At 73.0% G+C, this 18,097-nt stretch carries 15 protein-coding genes; 4 read left to right on the forward strand and 11 right to left on the reverse strand.

Features of this window, described 5'->3' with window-relative positions; genetic code table 11:
• Positions 1–7: 7 nt before the first annotated feature.
• Entirely contained in the window at positions 8–2,143 is a 2,136-nt protein-coding gene (locus AC0OO9_RS11420; RefSeq protein WP_484517210.1) for a RecQ family ATP-dependent DNA helicase, read from the reverse strand.
• Positions 2,144–2,402: 259 nt separating this feature from the next.
• Here AC0OO9_RS11420 and AC0OO9_RS11425 point away from each other — a divergent pair, with 259 nt between their 5' ends.
• A complete protein-coding gene (locus AC0OO9_RS11425) occupies positions 2,403–3,254 on the forward strand; it encodes a hypothetical protein (protein WP_484517211.1) in 852 nt (283 codons plus the stop codon).
• A 72-nt stretch (positions 3,255–3,326) separates the two neighbouring features.
• Here AC0OO9_RS11425 and AC0OO9_RS11430 read toward each other — a convergent pair whose 3' ends face one another.
• Positions 3,327–4,514, reverse strand: coding sequence for a serine hydrolase domain-containing protein (locus AC0OO9_RS11430; RefSeq protein ID WP_484517212.1), 1,188 nt, complete (start codon positions 4,512–4,514; stop codon positions 3,327–3,329).
• A 109-nt stretch (positions 4,515–4,623) separates the two neighbouring features.
• Between AC0OO9_RS11430 and AC0OO9_RS11435 the strand changes: the two genes are divergently transcribed.
• Positions 4,624–5,100, forward strand: coding sequence for a hypothetical protein (locus AC0OO9_RS11435; protein ID WP_484517213.1), 477 nt, complete (start codon positions 4,624–4,626; stop codon positions 5,098–5,100).
• A gap of 150 nt (positions 5,101–5,250) precedes the next feature.
• Here AC0OO9_RS11435 and AC0OO9_RS11440 read toward each other — a convergent pair whose 3' ends face one another.
• The 6 genes from AC0OO9_RS11440 to AC0OO9_RS11465 all read right to left on the reverse strand — a co-directional run bounded on the left by AC0OO9_RS11440 (position 5,251) and on the right by AC0OO9_RS11465 (position 11,419).
• Positions 5,251–6,378, reverse strand: a complete 1,128-nt coding sequence (locus tag AC0OO9_RS11440) for a branched-chain amino acid ABC transporter permease (RefSeq protein WP_484517214.1) — start codon at positions 6,376–6,378, stop codon at positions 5,251–5,253.
• Positions 6,375–7,265 (reverse strand): branched-chain amino acid ABC transporter permease, encoded by an 891-nt coding sequence (locus AC0OO9_RS11445; protein ID WP_484517215.1) that lies wholly within the window; start codon positions 7,263–7,265, stop codon positions 6,375–6,377. Before AC0OO9_RS11445 ends, AC0OO9_RS11440 begins: the two co-directional genes overlap by 4 nt.
• Positions 7,265–8,029, reverse strand: a complete 765-nt coding sequence (locus AC0OO9_RS11450; protein ID WP_421454987.1) for an ABC transporter ATP-binding protein — start codon at positions 8,027–8,029, stop codon at positions 7,265–7,267. The genes AC0OO9_RS11445 and AC0OO9_RS11450 overlap by 1 nt, the downstream gene beginning before the upstream one ends.
• Positions 8,029–8,772 (reverse strand): ABC transporter ATP-binding protein, encoded by a 744-nt coding sequence (locus tag AC0OO9_RS11455; protein ID WP_132230840.1) that lies wholly within the window; start codon positions 8,770–8,772, stop codon positions 8,029–8,031. Before AC0OO9_RS11455 ends, AC0OO9_RS11450 begins: the two co-directional genes overlap by 1 nt.
• Before the next feature lie 6 nt (positions 8,773–8,778).
• Positions 8,779–9,978 (reverse strand): substrate-binding domain-containing protein, encoded by a 1,200-nt coding sequence (locus AC0OO9_RS11460; protein WP_132230839.1) that lies wholly within the window; start codon positions 9,976–9,978, stop codon positions 8,779–8,781.
• A gap of 316 nt (positions 9,979–10,294) precedes the next feature.
• A complete protein-coding gene (locus tag AC0OO9_RS11465; protein ID WP_484517216.1) occupies positions 10,295–11,419 on the reverse strand; it encodes a glycerophosphodiester phosphodiesterase in 1,125 nt (374 codons plus the stop codon).
• Between the two features lie 141 nt (positions 11,420–11,560).
• Here AC0OO9_RS11465 and AC0OO9_RS11470 point away from each other — a divergent pair, with 141 nt between their 5' ends.
• Together AC0OO9_RS11470 and AC0OO9_RS11475 are read left to right on the forward strand one after the other, a co-directional pair.
• On the forward strand, positions 11,561–12,895 hold the full coding sequence (locus tag AC0OO9_RS11470; protein ID WP_484517217.1) for a TrkH family potassium uptake protein: 1,335 nt from the start codon (positions 11,561–11,563) through the stop codon (positions 12,893–12,895).
• Positions 12,885–13,553: a potassium channel family protein gene (locus tag AC0OO9_RS11475; RefSeq protein ID WP_311413124.1), complete on the forward strand. Its 669-nt coding sequence runs from the start codon at positions 12,885–12,887 to the stop codon at positions 13,551–13,553. The genes AC0OO9_RS11470 and AC0OO9_RS11475 overlap by 11 nt, the downstream gene beginning before the upstream one ends.
• Positions 13,554–13,564: 11 nt before the next feature.
• On the opposite strand, the gene AC0OO9_RS11480 is transcribed toward AC0OO9_RS11475, so the two are convergent.
• The 3 genes from AC0OO9_RS11480 to AC0OO9_RS11490 all read right to left on the reverse strand — a co-directional run bounded on the left by AC0OO9_RS11480 (position 13,565) and on the right by AC0OO9_RS11490 (position 17,951).
• Positions 13,565–15,250, reverse strand: a complete 1,686-nt coding sequence (locus AC0OO9_RS11480; protein WP_484517218.1) for a serine/threonine-protein kinase — start codon at positions 15,248–15,250, stop codon at positions 13,565–13,567.
• Between the two features lie 70 nt (positions 15,251–15,320).
• Complete coding sequence (locus tag AC0OO9_RS11485; protein WP_484517219.1) at positions 15,321–16,874, reverse strand: fused MFS/spermidine synthase; 1,554 nt, start codon at positions 16,872–16,874, stop codon at positions 15,321–15,323.
• Between the two features lie 36 nt (positions 16,875–16,910).
• On the reverse strand, positions 16,911–17,951 hold the full coding sequence (locus tag AC0OO9_RS11490; protein ID WP_484517919.1) for a coiled-coil domain-containing protein: 1,041 nt from the start codon (positions 17,949–17,951) through the stop codon (positions 16,911–16,913).
• Positions 17,952–18,097 lie beyond the last annotated feature (146 nt).

Raw genomic sequence — 18,097 nt, forward strand, 5'->3', positions numbered from 1 at the left:
CGGTGGCTCAGCCGGCCACCGCCAGGGCGAGCGGGAACACGTCGGGGGCGCCGGCCCGGCGCAGCTCCCGGGCGGCCATCGTCATCGTCCAGCCCGAGTCGACCAGGTCGTCGACGAGGAGCACGGGCCCGTCGAGCCCGGCGAGGGCGTCGGCCAGCTCGTCCGGCACGGCGAAGGCGCCGTGCAGGGCGCGTACCCGCTGGGCGCTGTTGCCGCGCGGGCCGCCGGCCGGCGCGCCGGCCGGCGTCACCGCACCGAGCAGCGGCAGCCGGCCCACGGCGGCGATCCGCTCGGCGAGCGAGCCGACCAGCCGGGGCCGACGGCGCGAGCCGACCGAGACCACCCCGACCGGGCGGCGCGGCCACCGCTCGTCGCCGTGCGCCCACGCCTTCAACACCTCGACCACGGCGGCGGCCACGTCGTCGGGTACGGCCACGTCCGCCGCCTCCGGCCCGACCAGGTCGCGCAGCCGGCCGCCCCACCCCAGGTCGGAGAGCCGCCCCACCGCGCGCCCCGGCAGCGCCTGCTCCGCCGGGGCGATCCGCCCCTTCAGCGGTACGCCCACCGCCTCCAGCCCCGTCGGCCAGAGCTTCTTCGGCGTGATCTCCACCCCGGGCCGGCCGAGGAAGGTCTGCGCGGCGGTCAGCGCCGCGTCCGACACGTCGGCCGTGAACAGCGGGCCGGCGCAACGGTCACAGCGGCCACAGTCGGCGGCCCCGGCGTCGTCCAGGCACTCGCGCAGGTAGCGCAGCCGGCAGTCGGGGGTGGTCGCGTACTCCCGCATGGCCTGCTGCTCGGCGGTGCGCGCCTCGGCGACGCGGCGCAACCGGGCCTCGTCGTAGACCCAGGGCTCCCCGGTGGCGAGCCAGCCGCCGCGCACCCGGCGGACCGCGCCATCGACGTCGAGCACCTTGAGCATCAGCTCCAGCCGGGCCCGGCGCAGGTCGACGATCGGTTCGAGCGCCTGGGTGGAGAGCGGGCGGTCGGTGTGCAGGGCGGCCAGGACGGCGCGGACCTGCGCCTCGGGCGGGAAGGCGAGCGAGGCGAAGTAGCGCCAGATCGCGGCGTCCTCGGTGCCGGGCAGCAGCAGCACCTCGGCGTGTGCGACGGCCCGGCCGGCGCGGCCGACCTGCTGGTAGTACGCGATCGGGGATGGCGGCGCGCCGAGGTGCACGACGAAGCCGAGGTCGGGCTTGTCGAAGCCCATGCCCAGCGCGCTCGTGGCGACGAGCACCTTGATCTTGTTGTCCAGCAGGTCCTGCTCGGCGGCCCGCCGGTCGGCGTCCTCGGCCTGCCCGGTGTAGGAGGCGACGGCGTAGCCCCGGGAACGCAGGAACTCGGCGGTCTCCCCCGCCGCGGCGACCGTCAGCGTGTAGACGATGCCCGAGCCGGGGAGCCGGTCCAGGTGGTCGGCGAGCCAGCCCAGCCGGTGTGCCGGGCTCGGCAGCTCGACCACGCCGAGGCGCAGCGACTCGCGGTCCAGGCTGCCGCGCAGCACGAGGGCGTCGCCCAACTGCTCCGCCACGTCGGCGGTGACCCGGGCGTTGGCGGTGGCCGTGGTGGCCAGCACCGGAGTGCGCTCGGGCAGGTTGCCCAGGAAGGTGCGCAGCCGGCGGTAGTCCGGCCGGAAGTCGTGCCCCCAGTCGGAGACGCAGTGCGCCTCGTCGACCACCAGCAGGCCGGTGGTGGCGGCCAGCTTCGGCAGCACGGTGTCCCGGAAGTCCGGATTGTTGAGCCGTTCCGGGCTGATCAGCAGCACGTCCACGGCGCCGGCGTGGATCTCGGCGGTGATCGCGTCCCACTCGTCGAGGTTGGCGGAGTTGATCGTGCGCGCCCGGATGCCGGCGCGGGCCGCCGACTCGACCTGGTTGCGCATGAGCGCCAGCAGCGGCGAGACGATCACGGTGGGCCCGGCGACGCCTTCCGCGCCGGCCGCCTCCCGGTCCCGCAGCAGGGCGGTGGCCACGAAGTAGACCGCCGACTTGCCCCACCCGGTGCGTTGCACGCAGAGGACCCGACGACGGTCGACCACCAGCGCCTCGATCGCCCGCCACTGGTCCTCCCGGAGCCGAGCGTGCTCGCCGGCCAACCGCCGCAGCACCGCCTCGGCCCGCTCCCGTACCGCCGTCCGGTCCTGGCTCATCCGGCATTTCTACCAGCTACGGCGGACGTTGCCCGCTCCCGCGAGACGGTGGACCGCCCGGGCACGCCGCCCGACCGCCCTGGGACGGGGACGGTCCCCGTGCGGATCGGCCACCGGTGAGGCCGGTGACCCGCGTCACCACCACGCTCGGCCCGGTCGACGGTGTGCCGGACGGCCGCGCGGGCCTTCAGGGCCAACGCGGCGGCACCGGCGCGTGCCAAGATCTGCGGCGGCAGCAGTCCAGCTAGGAAAGAGAATCATGCGAATCACGCAGCAGAGCGGCCCCGCCGGCAGGGTCCGGCGGGTCGCGGCGGCAGCCGTGTCCCTGGTGGCCGCGACCTCCCTGGTGGCCGGGTGTGGCGACGACGACGTCCAGGACGCCCCGGCAGCCCCCTCGCCGGTCCCCTCGGCGTCCCCGTCGGCCAACCCGAAGAGCACGCTCCTGGCGGCGGTGCCGGACGAGGAGGACCCGGCCTTCCGGTTCAGCGGCAGCGACCCGACCGGCGTCGTCACCGGCGTGGTGGACCCGGCGGGCAAGGGCATGGACCTCACCGTGACCGAAAAGGACGAGAAGCTCGACTTCACGATGAAGCTCTCCTTCCGCCTGATCGAGCAGCGCTCCTGGATGAAGGTGAGCTTCGACGGCGCCGAGGAGCTCAGCAGCATGCTCAAGCTGCCGAAGAAGTGGATGGAGCTGGACCACGCGAAGCTGACGGACCCGGCCAGCGTGCCCTACTACGAGGGTGCCGACCCGGGCAACACCGGCGCGATCCTCGGGGCGGTGGGAGACACCGTGACGGACCAGGGCGGCGGGACCTACACCGGGACCGTGGACCTGACCCACGGCGAGCACGTGCGCCAGGCCATGGCCGACGCCGTGGACGTCGACGCGCTGGGTGCCGCGGCGAAGACGATCCCGTTCACGGCCGTCGTCGGGGCGGACGGGAACCTCACCTCGCTGACCCTGGAGATCCCGGCGGCCGGCAAGCTCAAGGCCACGAAGTACGTCGTGAAGTACTTCGACTTCGGCAAGGCCCCGAAGGTCACCGTGCCGACGGGCAGCCAGGCGCAGAAGGCTCCGGCGTCGGCGTACGAGCTGCTGAACAGCTGACGGCACGAGGACGGAAAGGGGTCGCGGTCGCGCGAGGGGGCCGCGGCCCCGGTCGGGGCAGGCCGGCAGTGGTCAGGCCGGCGGGCGGGACACCACCGCCCGTACCGCCTCGACCAGGCCTGTCGTGCGGGGGTCCGGACCCATCGTGACGCGGAGCCCGCTCGTCACGTAGCCGAAGGCGATGCCGCTGGCCGGGTCGGCGTAGCCGAGCGAGCCGCCGTGGCCGGGGAAGCCGAAGGCGGTGGGCGACCACCAGGGCTGTTCGGGCAACGGCAGGCCGAAGCCGAGCGCCGGCCGGGTCGGCACCAGCAGGACCCGGTCGACCCCGCCGGCCTGTTCGCGGGTGGCGGCGTCGAGGGTGGCCGCGTCGAGGATCCGGACGCCGTCGACCTCGCCGATCAGGCCGGCGTAGAAGCGGGCCAGCGACGAGGCGGTGCAGATGCCGTTGACCGCCGGGATCTCGGCCGCCCAGGCACGCGAATCGGCGAGGTCGAGCGGCGGGTCGGTCACCATCGTCGACCGGACCACCAACGAGGTCGGATCGGTGTACGCGGCGAGCGCCTCGGACGCTGCCCCGGCGGCCAGCGCCTCGGACGCCGCCGCAGCGGCGGGCGGGGCGACCGGCTGCTCGACGAGCCGGGCGACCCGGTGCTTCTCGACGGCGGGCAGGCCGACCCAGAAGTCCAGGCCCAGCGGTGTGGCGATCTCGTCGGCGAAGTACGTGCCGAGGCTGCGGCCGGAGGCGCGGCGTACCACCTCGCCGACCAGCCAGCCGTAGGTGAGCCCGTGGTAGCCGTGTGCCGTGCCCGGCGGCCAGGCCGGCGCCTGGGTGGCCAGCGCGGCGACCATCGGCTCCCAGGTCAGCGCCTGCGCCAGTGGAACCGGACGGTCGAGCACCGGCAGCCCCGCCTGGTGGGACAGGAGCCAGCGGACCAGGATCTCGCCCTTGCCGGCCGCCGCGAACTCCGGCCAGTACTCGGCGACGGGTGCGTCCAGGTCGAGCTGCCCGCGCTGAACCAGCAGGTGCGCGCAGGCCGCCGGCACGCTCTTGGTGGCCGAGAAGACCACCTGGAGGGTCTCCTCCCGCCAGGCGCGGCCGGTGGCGGGATCGGCGAGCCCGCCCCACAGTCTGGCCACCTCCCGACCGTGCCGGTAGACGCTGAGGGCCGCGCCGATCTCGGACCGCGTCTCGAAGTTCGCCAGGAACGCCTCCCGGACCGGCTCGTAACCTGCCGCCACGGTGCCGCTGACCACGGACATGCGCTCTCCTTCCGGAGCGTCGGGCCCGGACGACGATCAGCCCGGGCAGTCGCGTCAGGATAGCCTGACTCTGACAGTCAGGAAACCCTGACAAGCTTATGCTTGCGGGATGGCGGAGCAAGTGGTGCCGGGGCACGCGGACCTCATCGGGTTCCGGTTGCCCGACGGGACGCTGAGTACCGACGCCGCAGCACCCGCGACGACCGTCGGCTACCGGGCCCGGTGCAGTTGCGGCTGGGTCGGCGCCAGCGACTACCCGGCCGCTGAGGAGGGCCGCTGGATGGCCGCCTCCGAGTGGGGCGGACACATCAGGCCGATCCTGGCCGCCACACCGCCCGGTTGGCTGGTGGGCCGTTCCGACACCCTCCGCGACAACGTCGCCGAGCTGGCCACCACGTGGCCGTTGCAGGCGCTCGGCATCCTCGCCGAGGTCGAACGCTGGCAACGGCCGCTGATCGAACGCGCCGTCGTGGCGGCGCGGGAGGCCGGGCTCTCCTGGGCCGAGATCGGCAACGCGCTCGGCATCAGCCGGCAGTCGGCGCACGAGCGGTTCCGCAACCTCGCACCGCCGAAGCCTCCCGCCTGAACGGATCCGGAGGCGCGCTCCGCCCACAGCGGTCGGTACTCGATAGCCGCCCGCGGGCCGTCGGTCCCCGTCCACGCGCAAGCCCCGCCGATGACGGGCCGTCGCCGGGCGGCGGCAGCTCCGTCATCGGCGGGGCCTGAGCCCACGCCGTCAGGGGCGGCGGGACGGGGCGCGCAGGGAGTGCCGCAGGAGCGCCACGCGGGGAGCGAGGCTGGCCAGGCCGCCGGGGAAGAAGTAGACGGCCAGGATGAAGACCGTGCCGAGCACGAAGAGCGGCTGGGACAGCGGGTTGCTCAGGAACGCCGGCAGGGCCTCCACCGCGTCGGACGTGCCGAACGCGACCAGCCGGTGGTCCAGGTACATGTAGAGGATCCCGCCGATCACCGGGCCCCACCGGGTGCCCGGCCCGCCGAGCACCACCATGACCAGCAGCGCCAGGGTCCACTCGGAGGAGGTGATGTGCGGCGAGGCGCCGCCGACGATCAGGACGTAGACCGCGCCCCCGGCCGCCGCGAGGCCGCCGGCCAGGGTGAACGCCACCAGCTTGAACCGGTACGGGTCGAGCCCCAGCACCCCGATCCGCCGCTCGTCGTCGCGCAGGCCGGCGAGCACCCGCCCGGTCGGCGAGCCGGAGACCCGGTGCACCACGAAGACCACCACGACCAGGTACGCCAGCGCCAGCCAGTAGAGGTTGACGGTGTTGGTGACCCCGACCAGCCCCTCGGGCAGCCCGGAGACGTCCAGCGGCAGCCCCTCCTCGCCGCCGGTGAGCCCGCCGAAGTCGCGGGCCACCAGGATCGCCCCGACCTGGGCGAAGGCGAGCGTAACCATGGCGAACGCGATGCCGACGGTACGCAGCGCCACCGCGCCGAGCAGCGCGGCGAGGATCGTCCCGCCGGTGGTCGCGAGCAGCGCGGCCTGCCACAGCGGCAGCCCCGCCTTGGTGACCAGGATGTCGGTGCCGTAGACGCCGGCGGCGAAGTAGAGGGCGTGCCCGAAGGAGAGCATCCCGGTCCGGCCGAAGAGCAGGTCGTAGCCGGCGGCCAGGCCGCCGAAGACCAGGCAGACGGCGAGCAGTTGCAGGGTGCCCGGGGAGTTCAGCGCCCCCTCGAAGATGCCCGGCAGGTGCAGCGTCGAGTACGGCAGGATCAGCGCCACCACCAGCGCGACCAGCGGCAGGTACGGGCGCAGCCCGTGCCACCGTCGGCGCCCCGGCGTCAGCTCGTCGGGCACGGCGGCCGGCGGCGCCGGCACCTCGGGGCTCTTGACCTCGGTCATGCCGTTGCCACCTTTCCGGCGATGCCCTGCGGGCGCAGCAGCAGCACCACGGCCAGCAGCGCGACCACACAGATGTCGCCCAGCCCGGAGGTGCCGTAGTAGTTGACGAACTGTTGGGTCAGGCCGACCGCGACGGCCGCGTACGCGGACCCGATCACCGAGCCCATCCCGCCGATGACCACCACGATGAACGCGAAGATCAGCAGCGAGCCGCCCTGGCCGGGCGAGACGGTGCCGAAGTAGACGCCGCCGAGCGCGCCGGCCAGCGCCGCCGCCGCCCCGCCGATGGCGAAGACCAGGGTGAACGCCTTGCGCACGTCGATGCCGAGCGCGGTGACCATCTCCCGGTTCTCCACGCCGGCCCGGATGATCAGGCCGTAGCGGGTCCAGCGGAGGAAGGCCAGGATCGCGCCGAGCACCAGCACCGCGGCGATGATCAGCAGCAGGCCGCCGTTGGGCACGTTGGCGCCGAGGATCGAGGTGACCTGCCGGCTCCACTCGGGGCGCGGGAACGGCCGGGCGTCCGCGCCCCAGGTGGCCTGGAGCAGCGCCACGCCGGCCAGCGAGAGGCCGACGGTGACCAGCACCTGCTCGATGGTGCGGGAGTAGAGCGGCCGGATCAGCACCAGCTCGACCAGCACCGCCACGAGTGTGCCGGCGGCCACCCCGAAGGCGACCGCGAGCACGAAGCCGAAGCCGTCCGACCCGGCGCCGGGCAGGTTGTGCGCCGCCCACCAGGTCCCGTACGCGCCGACGCCGAGGAAGACGCCGTGCGCGAAGTTGAGCACGTCGGCCAGGCCGAAGACCAGGGAGAGCCCGCTGGCGACCAGGAAGTAGAGCGCCGCCAGGCCGAGCCCGGTCAGCGTCAACAGGATGACGGTGTCCATCAGTGCTCGTCCTTCCGTGCGCCGGCCGGCGTACCTGCGGGGTGGTGTCCCTCCGCCGAGCCGACGCCCAGCAGCGACTTCGTCAGGGCGGTCTCCAGCAGCAGTTCCTGGGCGTCGCCGGTCCAGGCCACCTGGCCGGCGGCCAGCACGACCGCGTCCCGGGCGAGCCGCCGGACCACGGCCAGGTTCTGCTCGACGAGCAGCACCGGCACGGACTCGGCGACCCGTTCCAGCACCTCGGCCACCTCGGTCACCACCTTCGGCGCGAGCCCCTTGGTCGGCTCGTCGACGAGCAGCAGCCGGTTGTCGTTGAGCAGCACCCGGCCGATCGCGAGCATCTGCTGCTGCCCGCCGGAGAGCGAGCCGGCCCGTTGCCGTCCGCGCCGGTCCAGCTCCGGGAAGAGCGCGAAGACCTTGTCGTACGCCGGGGTGCTGCCCCGCCGCTCGGCGAGCCGGAGGTTCTCCGCGACGGTGAGCCCGGCGAAGACGCACCGGTCCTCCGGCACGTAGCCCAGCCCGCCGCGGACCAGCCGGTGGGTGGGCCGGGCCAGCAGGCTCTGGGCGCCCATCCGGACGGCGCCCCGCACCTCGCCGGCGGGCGGGGTGAGGCCGACGATCGCGCGCAGCGTGGTCGTCTTGCCCACGCCGTTGCGTCCGAGCAGGACGGTGACGCCGGTCGGGGCGACCGTGAAGGACACCCCCTGGAGGATGTGCAGCCCGGCGATGCGGACCGACAGGTTCTCCACACTGAGAATGGGTTCCACTAGAGCGACTCCCCCAGGTAGGCCTCTTGCACTGTGGGGTTGGCCATCACCGTCTCCGGGGTGTCGCAGGCCAGCAGCGCGCCGTGATGCATCACGGCGATCCGGTCGGCCAGTTCCAGGATGACGTCCATGTGGTGCTCGACCATCAGCACCGACCGGCCGCTGTCGCCGGTGAGCGAGCGGATCACCGAGACCAGCTCGGGCACGTCCTCGGCGCTGACCCCGGCCATCGGCTCGTCGAGCAGCATGACCCGGGGCTCCCCGGCGAGCAGCAGGGCGATCTCCAGCTTCCGCTTCTCGCCGTGGGCGAGGGTGCCGGCCAGCGCCGTACCCCGGTGGGCGAGGCCGACCCGGTCGAGCGCCGCGTCGGCGGCGGCAGCGACCTCCCGGTCGGCCGCCGCCCGCCGCCACAGCTTCATCGAGCCCCCGCGGTGCGCCTGCACGGCGAGCCGGACGTTCTCCCGCACGCTGAGCGAGCCGAAGACCGAGCTTGCCTGGAAGGTACGGCCGAGGCCGAGACGGGCCCGCTGGTGCGGCGGCAGGGAGCCGATGTCCTGCCCGTCGAGGGTGATCCGTCCTTCCGTGGCCCGGCGGATGCCGGTGATCAGGTTGAACAGTGAGGTCTTGCCGGCGCCGTTGGGCCCGATGACGCCGAGGAACTCCCCGGGCGCCAGGTCGAGGTAGACGCTGTCGACGATGGCGACCTCACCGATCCGCCAGGTCAGACCGCGGGTGGCGAGCATCTGGTGTCAGCCCTTCATCGCCACGGCCGGCGGCGCGGACTCGTCCCCGGTCAGCGCCTTCTGGGCGGTGGCCGTGAACGCGGTGCCGCTGCCGGACAGCTTGGCCTGGAACATCGGCTGGAGCAGCGCGTGGTCCTCGGCGCGGATGGTCATCTTGCCCTTGACCCCGTCGAAGCTCCAGCCCTCCAGCGCCTTCACCATCTTCTCGACGTCGTCGCCGCCCTCCTCGATGGCCCGTACGACCATCTGCGCGGCGGCGAAGCCGTCCGGGTGGAACAGGTCGACAGTGCCGACCTTGGCCTTAAGCGCCTTCACGGCCTCGTTGTCGGAGGCCCCGTCGAAGTAGTGCGACAGGAAGGAGATCTTGCTGCCGGCGGCGCCGAAGGTCGGCCACGAGGCGCGGATGTCCAGGCCGGTGACGACCGTGGTGGAGGAGAGCACGCCCTGCTGGTCGAGCGTCTGCCACATCGCGGGGGCGGTGGTGCCGGCCCAGGCGACGAAGAGCAGGTCCGGCTTGGCGGACTTGATCTGGCTGGCGAACGGGGTGAACTCGGTGGCGCTGGCCGGCGCCCGGACGCTGCTGACGGCCGCGCCCGCGCCGCCGATGACGGCCTTCACGGCCGCCTCGTTGGCGTCGCCGAAGGCGCCGTCCTGGGCGAACACCACGACCTTCTTGCCGGCCGGGTCGCCGATGAACGACTTGGCGGTGACCACGTCCTGGTACGACTGCCGCCCGGAACGGAACGTGTACTTGTTAGCGCCGGTCACCGCGTCGGTGGCGGCGGGCCCGGAGATGAAGAGGACCTTGTTCTGGGCGGCGATCGGGGCGACCTGGAGGGCCACGCCGGAAGCCGTCGAGCCCGCGATGATCTTGTTGCCCTTGCCGATCAGGTCCTTGGCCGCGGAGACCGCCTTCGCCGGGTCACCCGCGTCGTCGACCTCGGTGACCTCGACGGCCCGGTCGCCCACCTTGTTGGTGCCCTTGGTGGCGAAGTCGAGGCCGGCCTTGAATCCCTCGATGTACTGCTTGCCGTAGCTGGCGAGGGCTCCCGACTGGGAGTAGACCAGGCCAACCTTCACCGGGGCGGCGCTGTCGCCGCCACCGGAGGCGGTGTCCTGCGGGCTGCCACAGGCCGTGGCGGCGAGCGCCGCGGCCATCATCGTGGCGGCGGAGAGGAACACCCGCCGCGTCGTCCGGACCGTCATTGCGACTCCACGTGAGGACTCGGAGGTAGGGAACTCATATGACGGCTCACGCTAGAAGTGACGTCACCCACGGGCTATGTGGTCGAAACACACAAGTAACAGGGGTGGGGTGGTCGGGGGTTACAACGATCCCGACGCGGTGGCGATCCCACCCGTCCGCGATGGGCGCCCGCCCCATCGACGGAAGTGATGCTGTGTCGCTCCGCGCCACCGATACCCACACCGGGCCGGTCGGGACCGTCGAGATCTTGGTAGGAAAGTGCCCCTTGAGGGGCCGTTTCCTACCAAGATCTCCGGCAAGCCCGTGCGGGGGAGGTCAGCGGCGGGCGAGGCCCTCGCGGGCGGCGACGGCGGTGTCCGGGTGGTCGGTGAAGACGCCGTCGAGGCCGAGGGTGAGGAACAGCTCGTACTCGGCCTGGATGTCGCCGCGAGCGTTGGGGTCGGCGCCGATGCGCAGGTCGGTCGGCAGGAACTGGTTCTCGGCCCGGAACGTCCAGGCGTGCACGATCAGCCGCTCGCGGTGCGCGTCCCGCACCAGGGTGGTCGGGGCGAGCAGCCGGCCGGTGGCGTCCCGAGGGATGATCAGGTTCTTGTTGGCGCCGACGCCGTCGGCGTACGAGGCGATCCACTTCAGGCCGGCCGGCTTCGCCAGGTCCTGGTAGGTGCGAACGTCGCCGGCGACGGTGAAGTCGTAAGGGCGGCCGGTGGCGTCGAGGAGCTGCGCGAGCCGGACGTCGGTCATCTTGTCGAGTTTGCGCAGGTTGGCCGTCTCGAACGACTGGATGATGACCGGCGAGTTGCGGCGGGTCAGCCCGTTGCGCCGCAGCACCTCGACCAGCGGCTCCTCCAGCGGCAGCCCGATGGACGCGAAGTAGCTGGGGTGCTTGGTCTCCGGATAGACGCCGATCGTCCGGCCCCGCGCCCGCCCCTCGCTCCGGGCCAGGTCGATGACCTCCTGGAGGGTGGGCACCTGGAACCGGCCGTCGAAGGCGGTGTTGGTGACACGCACCTTGGGCAGCCGCTCCTTGGCCCGCAGGGTCCGCAGCTCCGCGAGGGTGAAGTCCTCGGTGAACCAGCCGGTGACCGCGACGCCGTCGATGCTCTTCGTGGCCCGGCGCGCGGCGAACTCGGGGCGGGCGGCCACGTCGGTCGTACCGCTGATCTCGTTCTCGTGCCGCGCGACCAGCGCGCCGTCGCGGGTGGCGACCAGGTCCGGCTCGATGTAGTCCGCGCCCTGCCGGATCGCCAACCGGTAGGCCTCCAGGGTGTGTTCGGGCCGGTAGCCGCTGGCGCCCCGGTGACCGATCACGAGCGGCCGGTCCGCCGCCCGGGCACGCTCGGCGGCGGGTGCCGGGGCGGCCGAGGCCGTCAGCGCCGGCACGGCCACGGCCGCCGCGAGCAGGGCGCCGGCCAGGCCGAGGGCGGAAAGGGTACGTCGCAACGCAGTCTCCTTGTCGTCGAGGAATCCGCCTCAGCAGACAGGCCCGCGTTGACGGCGAGTTGGTCGCTGCCTGGCCGGCGGATGAACCCTCGGGATGCCGGTTTCCACACCCGATCCGCAGCGGAAAAGGAAGATTGTCTGGTGCGCCGGCTTCTTCGTCACCCCGTGCGGCTCGTGCCGCTCGGCTTCCTGGTGACGATCCTGGTCGGCACCGGACTGCTGATGCTGCCCTGGGCCACCAGCGAGTACCGGCACACCCCGTTCCTGACCGCCCTCTTCACCGCCACCTCGGCGGTCTCGGTGACCGGGATGGCGGTGGTGGACACCCCGAACTACTGGAACGGGTTCGGGCTCGTGATGATCACCGTGCTCACCCAGGTCGGGGGCCTCGGCATCGTGACCGGTGCGACCCTGGTGATCCTCGTGGTGGCCCGGCGGCTGGGGCTGCGCAGCCGGCTGCTGGTGCAGGCCGAGACCGCCGAGTTCGGCATCGGCGACGTACGCCGGCTGCTGCTGCGCATCGCCGGCCTCGCGCTGGCCTGCGAGGCGGTCATCACCGTGATCCTGACCGCACGGCTGTGGCTCGCCTACGACTACCCGTTCGGCCGGGCCCTCTGGGACAGCGTCTTCCACGCCGTCCAGGCGTTCAACAACGGCGGCTTCGCCCTCTACACCGACAGCCTGGTCGCCTTCTCCACCGACGCCTGGGTCACCCTGCCGCTGACCTTCGGCACGATCGTCGGTGGGCTGGGCTTCCCGGCGCTCTTCGAGGCGGTACGGGAGTGGCGGCACCCCACCCGGTGGGCGGTCGCCACCAAGCTGACCGTCTGGGGCAGCCTGACACTGCTGGCGGTGGGCTTCACCGCCCTGCTGGCCATCGAGTGGGCCAACCCGCGCACCCTGGGGATCTACACCTGGTGGGACAAGCTCCTGGTGGCGTTCGCCCAGAACTCGTACATCCGCACCGGCGGTTTCAACGTCCTGGACATGGGCGGCCTGGAAGATGAGAGCTATCCCCTCTTCATCGCGCTGATGTTCATCGGCGGCGGCAGCGCCAGCACGGCCGGCGGGATCAAGGTGACGACCTTCTTCCTGCTCGCCTTCGTGATGTGGGCGGAACTACGGGGAGAGCCGGACGTGACGGTCGGGAAACGCCGGGTGGCCACCGCCAGCCAGCGGCAGGCCATCACCGTCGCCCTGCTCAGCGTCGCGCTGGTGGCCTGCGGCACGGTACTGCTGATCTTCCTCACCGAGGGAGTCCCCTACTACGCGGCGCTGTTCGAGGTGACCTCGGCGCTCACCACCACCGGCCTCAGCCTCGGGGTCGCCGCGTCGCTGCCGGAGAACGGCCAGCTCGCCCTGATCATTCTCATGTTCGTCGGCCGGATCGGGCCGCTGACCCTCGGGTCGGCGCTCGCCCTGAACACCCGCCGGCGGCTGTACCGCTACCCGGAGGAGCAACCCATTGTCGGCTAGGAGGACGGACGAGGGCAGTGTCGTGGTGATCGGACTGGGCCGGTTCGGGTGTCACCTGTCCGGCGCGCTGGCCGCGATGAACCACGAGGTGCTGGCCATCGACCGCAACCCGGAGCAGGTGCAGCGGTGGTCGGCGCAGCTCGACCGCGTCGTGCAGGCCGACGCCACCGAGGAGGGGTCGCTGCGCCAACTCGGCGTGGCGGACTTCGGCCGGGCGGTGGTCGCCATCGGCGCCTCGTTGGAGGCGAGCGTGCTGACGGTGCTGGCGCTGGTCGAGTTGGGCGTACCGCAGATCTGGGCGCGGGCCACCTCGACGAAGCACGCCAAGATCCTGGACTCGGTCGGCGCGCACCACGTGATCTTTCCCGAGGCGGAGACCGGGGAGCGGCTGGCCCACCTCATCGTCAGCAGGATGCTCGACTTCATCGAGTTCGGCGACGACTTCGCCATCGCCAAGGTGTGCGCCCCGGAGGCGATGCTCGGCCGGCCGCTCTCGGAACTGACGCCCACCGGGCGCTACGGGGTGCGCGTGGTGGGCGTGAAGCTGCCCGGGGAACGCTTCCGGTACGCCACCGACGCCACCGTGATCGCCCCGGGCAGCATGCTGATCGTCGAGGGGGACATCGAGCAGGTGCAACGGTTCGCGGAGTTCAGCTGACCCCGGCGGGCTCAGTCGTCGTCATCATCATCGTCCCTTTCCGTGTCCCTTTCCCTTTCCGTTTCCTGGCTTACTTTTTTTCCACCACCCGCCTTGCCCTTGCCCTTGCCGGAGTTGTCGGACCTGGCCTTCGACCCGCCGGAACTCCCGGCCGACGTGCCGGCCTTCTTCGTCGGGGCCTTGACGGTGGGCGCCTTGACCGGTGCCTTGGCCGGCGCCTTGGTGGGTGCCACGCTGGGCGCCGCGCCGGCCACCCCGGAGACCTGCGCGCCGCAGGTCTCGTCGCCGAGGCGGAACTCCAGCGGCAGCGGGTTGGCCCCGCCGTGGCGGCCGGTCAGGGTGAGTTTCTCGGAGGCGCCCGGGGCCAGCGCGGCCCGCTCCGCAGCCGGCTCCACGAGCACCGTGCGCCCCTGCTGGCGCACCGGGACGGGGGTCGCCTTCGTCACCGTCTGCTGGCTGGGGAAGGTGAAGCTGAGCCGCCAGTCGCGCAACTCGCGCTTGCCGACGTTGGTCAGGGTCAGCTCGGCGGCGAAGTCCTTGCCGGAGTCCGTGCGCAGCGCGTACGTGACCCGGCAGGGCGGCGGCGTCTCCGCCCCCATCCGCGCCTCGGTCGGCTGGTCGATGCCGCCGCTGGCGGGGCTGTGCGAGGTCACCCCCCACAACGCCGCGGTCAAAGCCACCAGCCCGGCGGCGGCCACCCCCGCCTCGATCCGCCGGCGCCGGGTCGCCGCGCGCCGGTTGCGCGTACGGGAGAACGGCAGCGCGTCGGTCGCGGCGGACCAGGGCAGGATCGTGGTGCCGGCGGCGGCCAGCGCGTCCTCGTCCACGGGCCCCGATGCGGGGGAGACCGGCACCGGGGCGATCATGCCGGCGGCCTCGGCGAGCGTACGCGCGACCTCGGCGGTGGCGGGCCGGTCGCCCGGGCGCTTGGCCAGGCAGCGGCTCACGAGCTCGCGCACCTCGTCGGGCAGCCCCGGCACCGGCGGCATCGGCTCCGGCTCGTTGTACATGTGCGCGCGCAGCATCTGCGTGGTGGTGCTCGCCTGCCACGGCAGCCGGCCGGTGAGCATGCGATAGAGCAGCAGGCCGACCGCGTACACGTCGGTGGCCGGGGAGACCTGACCGTTGTCGAGCCGCTCCGGGGCAAGGTACGCGGGGGTGCCGAGCAGCGCGCCGTCCGGCCCCTTCTCCTTCTCCCCCACCAGCGCGGAGATGCCGAAGTCGACCACCTTCACACCGGTGGCGGTCAGCATGACGTTGCCCGGGGTGACGTCGCGGTGCACCACGCCACGGGCGTGCGCGGTGGCCAGCGCCGAGGTGACCTCCGCGCCGATCGTCACCGCCTCCCGCCAGGGCAGACTGCCCCGGCGCAGCCGGCCGGTCAGCGACTCCCCGTCGACCAGTTCCATGACGACGTACGGCACGGTCAGGCCGACCTGCTCCGACTCGCCGTAGTCGTAGACGTTTGTGATGTTGGGGTGGCACAGCCTTGCGGCGGCCTGCGCCTCGATCCGGATGCGGTGCCGGAACGCGCGGTCGGCGGCCAGCCGCGACGCGAGCACCTTGACCGCCACCTGCCGGCCCAGCACCTCGTCGTAGCCGCGCCAGACCACGGACATGCCGCCCGCCCCCAGCTGTTCGATCAGCCGGTACCGCTCGCCCAGCAGTTGTGCGCCGTCCCGGATCGGTCCACCCATGAGGATCGTTGTTGCCCCGGACCGACCCGGCTACACCTGAAGGGTCGGAATCGGTCAGCGATTCACCCGTTCAGGCGGTGGCGAGGAGCTGGTCCACGGGCGCGTAGTCGTCGGTCAGCACCAGCGCATCGCCGACGAACTCGGTGAGGTCGGCGCCCGCCAGCAGGCTGGCGTCCTCCCGCACCTCGGCCAGCCGGGCGCGGACCGCCTCCAGCGGCAGCGGGGCGTCGGAGGCGACGATGAGGAAGTTCGAGCCCTCCTGGCCGGCGAGCGCCGCCGCCGGGGCGATCAGGGCGACGTGCCGGAACTCGGCGGCGACGGTGGCCAGCTCGCTGCGGATGAAGCGCAGCGGCGGGTAGTCGATGACGTTCTGCACGTAGACGCCGCCCGGGCGGGTCACCCGGCGGACCTCGGCGGCCATTTCCCGGGTGGCGAGGTGCCAGGGCACCACCAGGTGCCCGAACGCGTCGCCGACCACGAGGTCGCGGCTGTCGGTGGCCTCCCCCGCGACGAGCAGCCGGGCGTCACCCACCACCGCCCGCAGGTCCGGCCCCTGGCGTACGCCGAGCTGCCGCTCGCCCAGCTCCACCAGCCCGCCGTCGATCTCGAACACGACGTTGTCGGTGCCCGGACGGGTGGCGGTCAGGTAGCGGGGCACGGTGAACCCGCCGCCGCCCAGGTGCAGCGCGTCGAGCCGCTGCCCCTTCGGGGCGACCACGTCGGCCACCGCCCCGATCCACCGGGTGTACGCGTACTCCAGGTGGGTGGGGTCGGCGAGGTCCACGTACGAGTGCTGCGCCGAGTTGAGCAGCAGGGTGCGGCCGGAGTCCCGGCCGGGGTCGACCTCCACGCTGGCGCAGTGGTAGGCGGTCTCGATGTCGCACGGGTTCGGGGCGACGGTGGTCAGCCCGGCGCCGACGAGGCCGAGCACCGCCAGGGCGGCCCTGGCGCGGGCGGGGCCGGGCAGCTCCGCGCGGTCCTGGCGGCGCAGCCACACCCCGAGGCCGAGCCCGGTGAGCCCGAGCGCGGCCGCGAGGGCGAACAGGATGACCGTGCTGGGCAGCGCGGCCACCAGCACGAAACCGGTGACCAGGGTGGCCGTGACCGCGCCAAGCGTGCCCACGCTGGAGAGCCGGCCGACGACCTGGCCGGTGCGCCGCAGGTCGGCGAGCTGGAGCTTGACGACCAGCGGGGTGACGGCGGCGAGCAGGGCCGCCGGCACGAAGACGGCGAGTGCGACGAGCAGCAGGATGGCCGAGGCCGCCCCGCCGCGCAGCACCTCGCCGGCGTACCGGACGACGGGCAGGGTGACGGCCGTGGCGATGCCGGCCAGCACCAGCGCCGGAGCCAGCATCGCCCTCGGGTTGCGGCGGTCGGCCAGCCAGCCGCCCGTCCACGCGCCGTAGGCGATGGCGGCCAGGGCGATGCCGATGACCGAGCTGGTCACCTGGAGGGTCACCCCGACGTACGGCCCGACCAGCCGCAGCGCGGCGGTCTCCAGCACCAGGACTGCTCCGCTGGAGAAGAAGACCAGGAACGCGGCGAGGCCGTTGGGCAGGGCCCGGGCGGTCGAGGCCGCCGGAGTGGCGGGCGGGACCGTGACGTCGGAGGATGTGGAGCTCACCCGCGCGATGGTACGCAGGAAAACTGGGCGCCCGGGTCAGTACATCGAGAGATGAACATGGTTCGTGTGGTCGGCGGCGGGGCTGCCGCTGCCGCCGTACGCCCGCCAGCCGGTGCCGGGGTGCCAGATCTGCCGGTACCAGATCACGTAGAGCACGCCCAGCCGGCTGGCGTTGCGCACGTGCCAGGCGGCGAGGCTGTCCCCGTACGACTTGTCCCCGCCAGTGGCGGTCTTGTCCTCGAACCCGCCGGTGGCGGCCGAGAAGTCGCAGGCCCGGCCCTTGGGGTGTTCGCCGGAGCCGCCGCTGCGGTAGCAGGAGACGTGCCGCTTGTAGCCCGCGGCCTGGGTCTGCTTGAGGGCGTTGAGCGTGCGCGGGGTGATGCAGCCGGAGGTGGTCGGGTCGTTCACCGAGCAGGACTCCGACGGCCAGGACCCGTCCGAGTTGCGGGGGGCCGGCTTCGCCGAGGTGGAGTTGCCGCCGCTGAAGCCGCCGCTGCTGCCCGAGCTGACCTCCGCGAGCGCCGCCTCGGCCTCCTTCTTCTTCTTCGCCATCACGGCGAGCTGCTTCTGCTGCTCCCGGACCTCGGTGTCGATGGCGATCTTGGCCTGCCGCGCCTGCTCCCGCGTCTCGATCAGGCTGCGCAGCCGCCTGCTGTCGCGCTGTGCCATCAGGTCGAGGCTGGCCGCCCGGTCCAGGAACGCCTCCGGGGAGGCGCTGTTGAGCAGCATCGACGTGGGCGTCAGCCGGCCCAGCCGGTAGGACTGCGCGGCCACCTCGCCGACCTGGGCGGTCAGCTCGACCAGCCGGACCTCCACCGCGCCCAGCTGCACGGCCAGCCGCTTCTGCCGGACCTTGGAGTTCTCCAGCTTCCCCTTGGCCTCGATGTGCGCCTTGGCGGTGGCTTCCAGGGCGTCCCGGAGCTTCTTGGTGCCGCCCTCGTTGGGCTCCGCGTACGCCGGCACGGCGCCCACGCCGAAGAACAGCGTGACGGCGACGAGCAGGGCGGTCAGCGGACGGCGGGCACGCCGCCCGGCCGACAGGGCGGTCAGCGGGCGGCCGTGACGCCCGACGGGCATGGTCCTGCGCACGAAAGCATCCTTCCGTCGGCCGCCGGCCCCGGATGACAACACGGCGCGGCGGCGGCCCCCGCCGGGCGCCGGTCGGCGGCCTGCTGGCGGAGACCGGCGGTCAGGATACCGGACGGAGCACGCCCGGCCAGGCC

This window comes from Micromonospora sp. USAFONa4 (assembly GCF_057197825.1).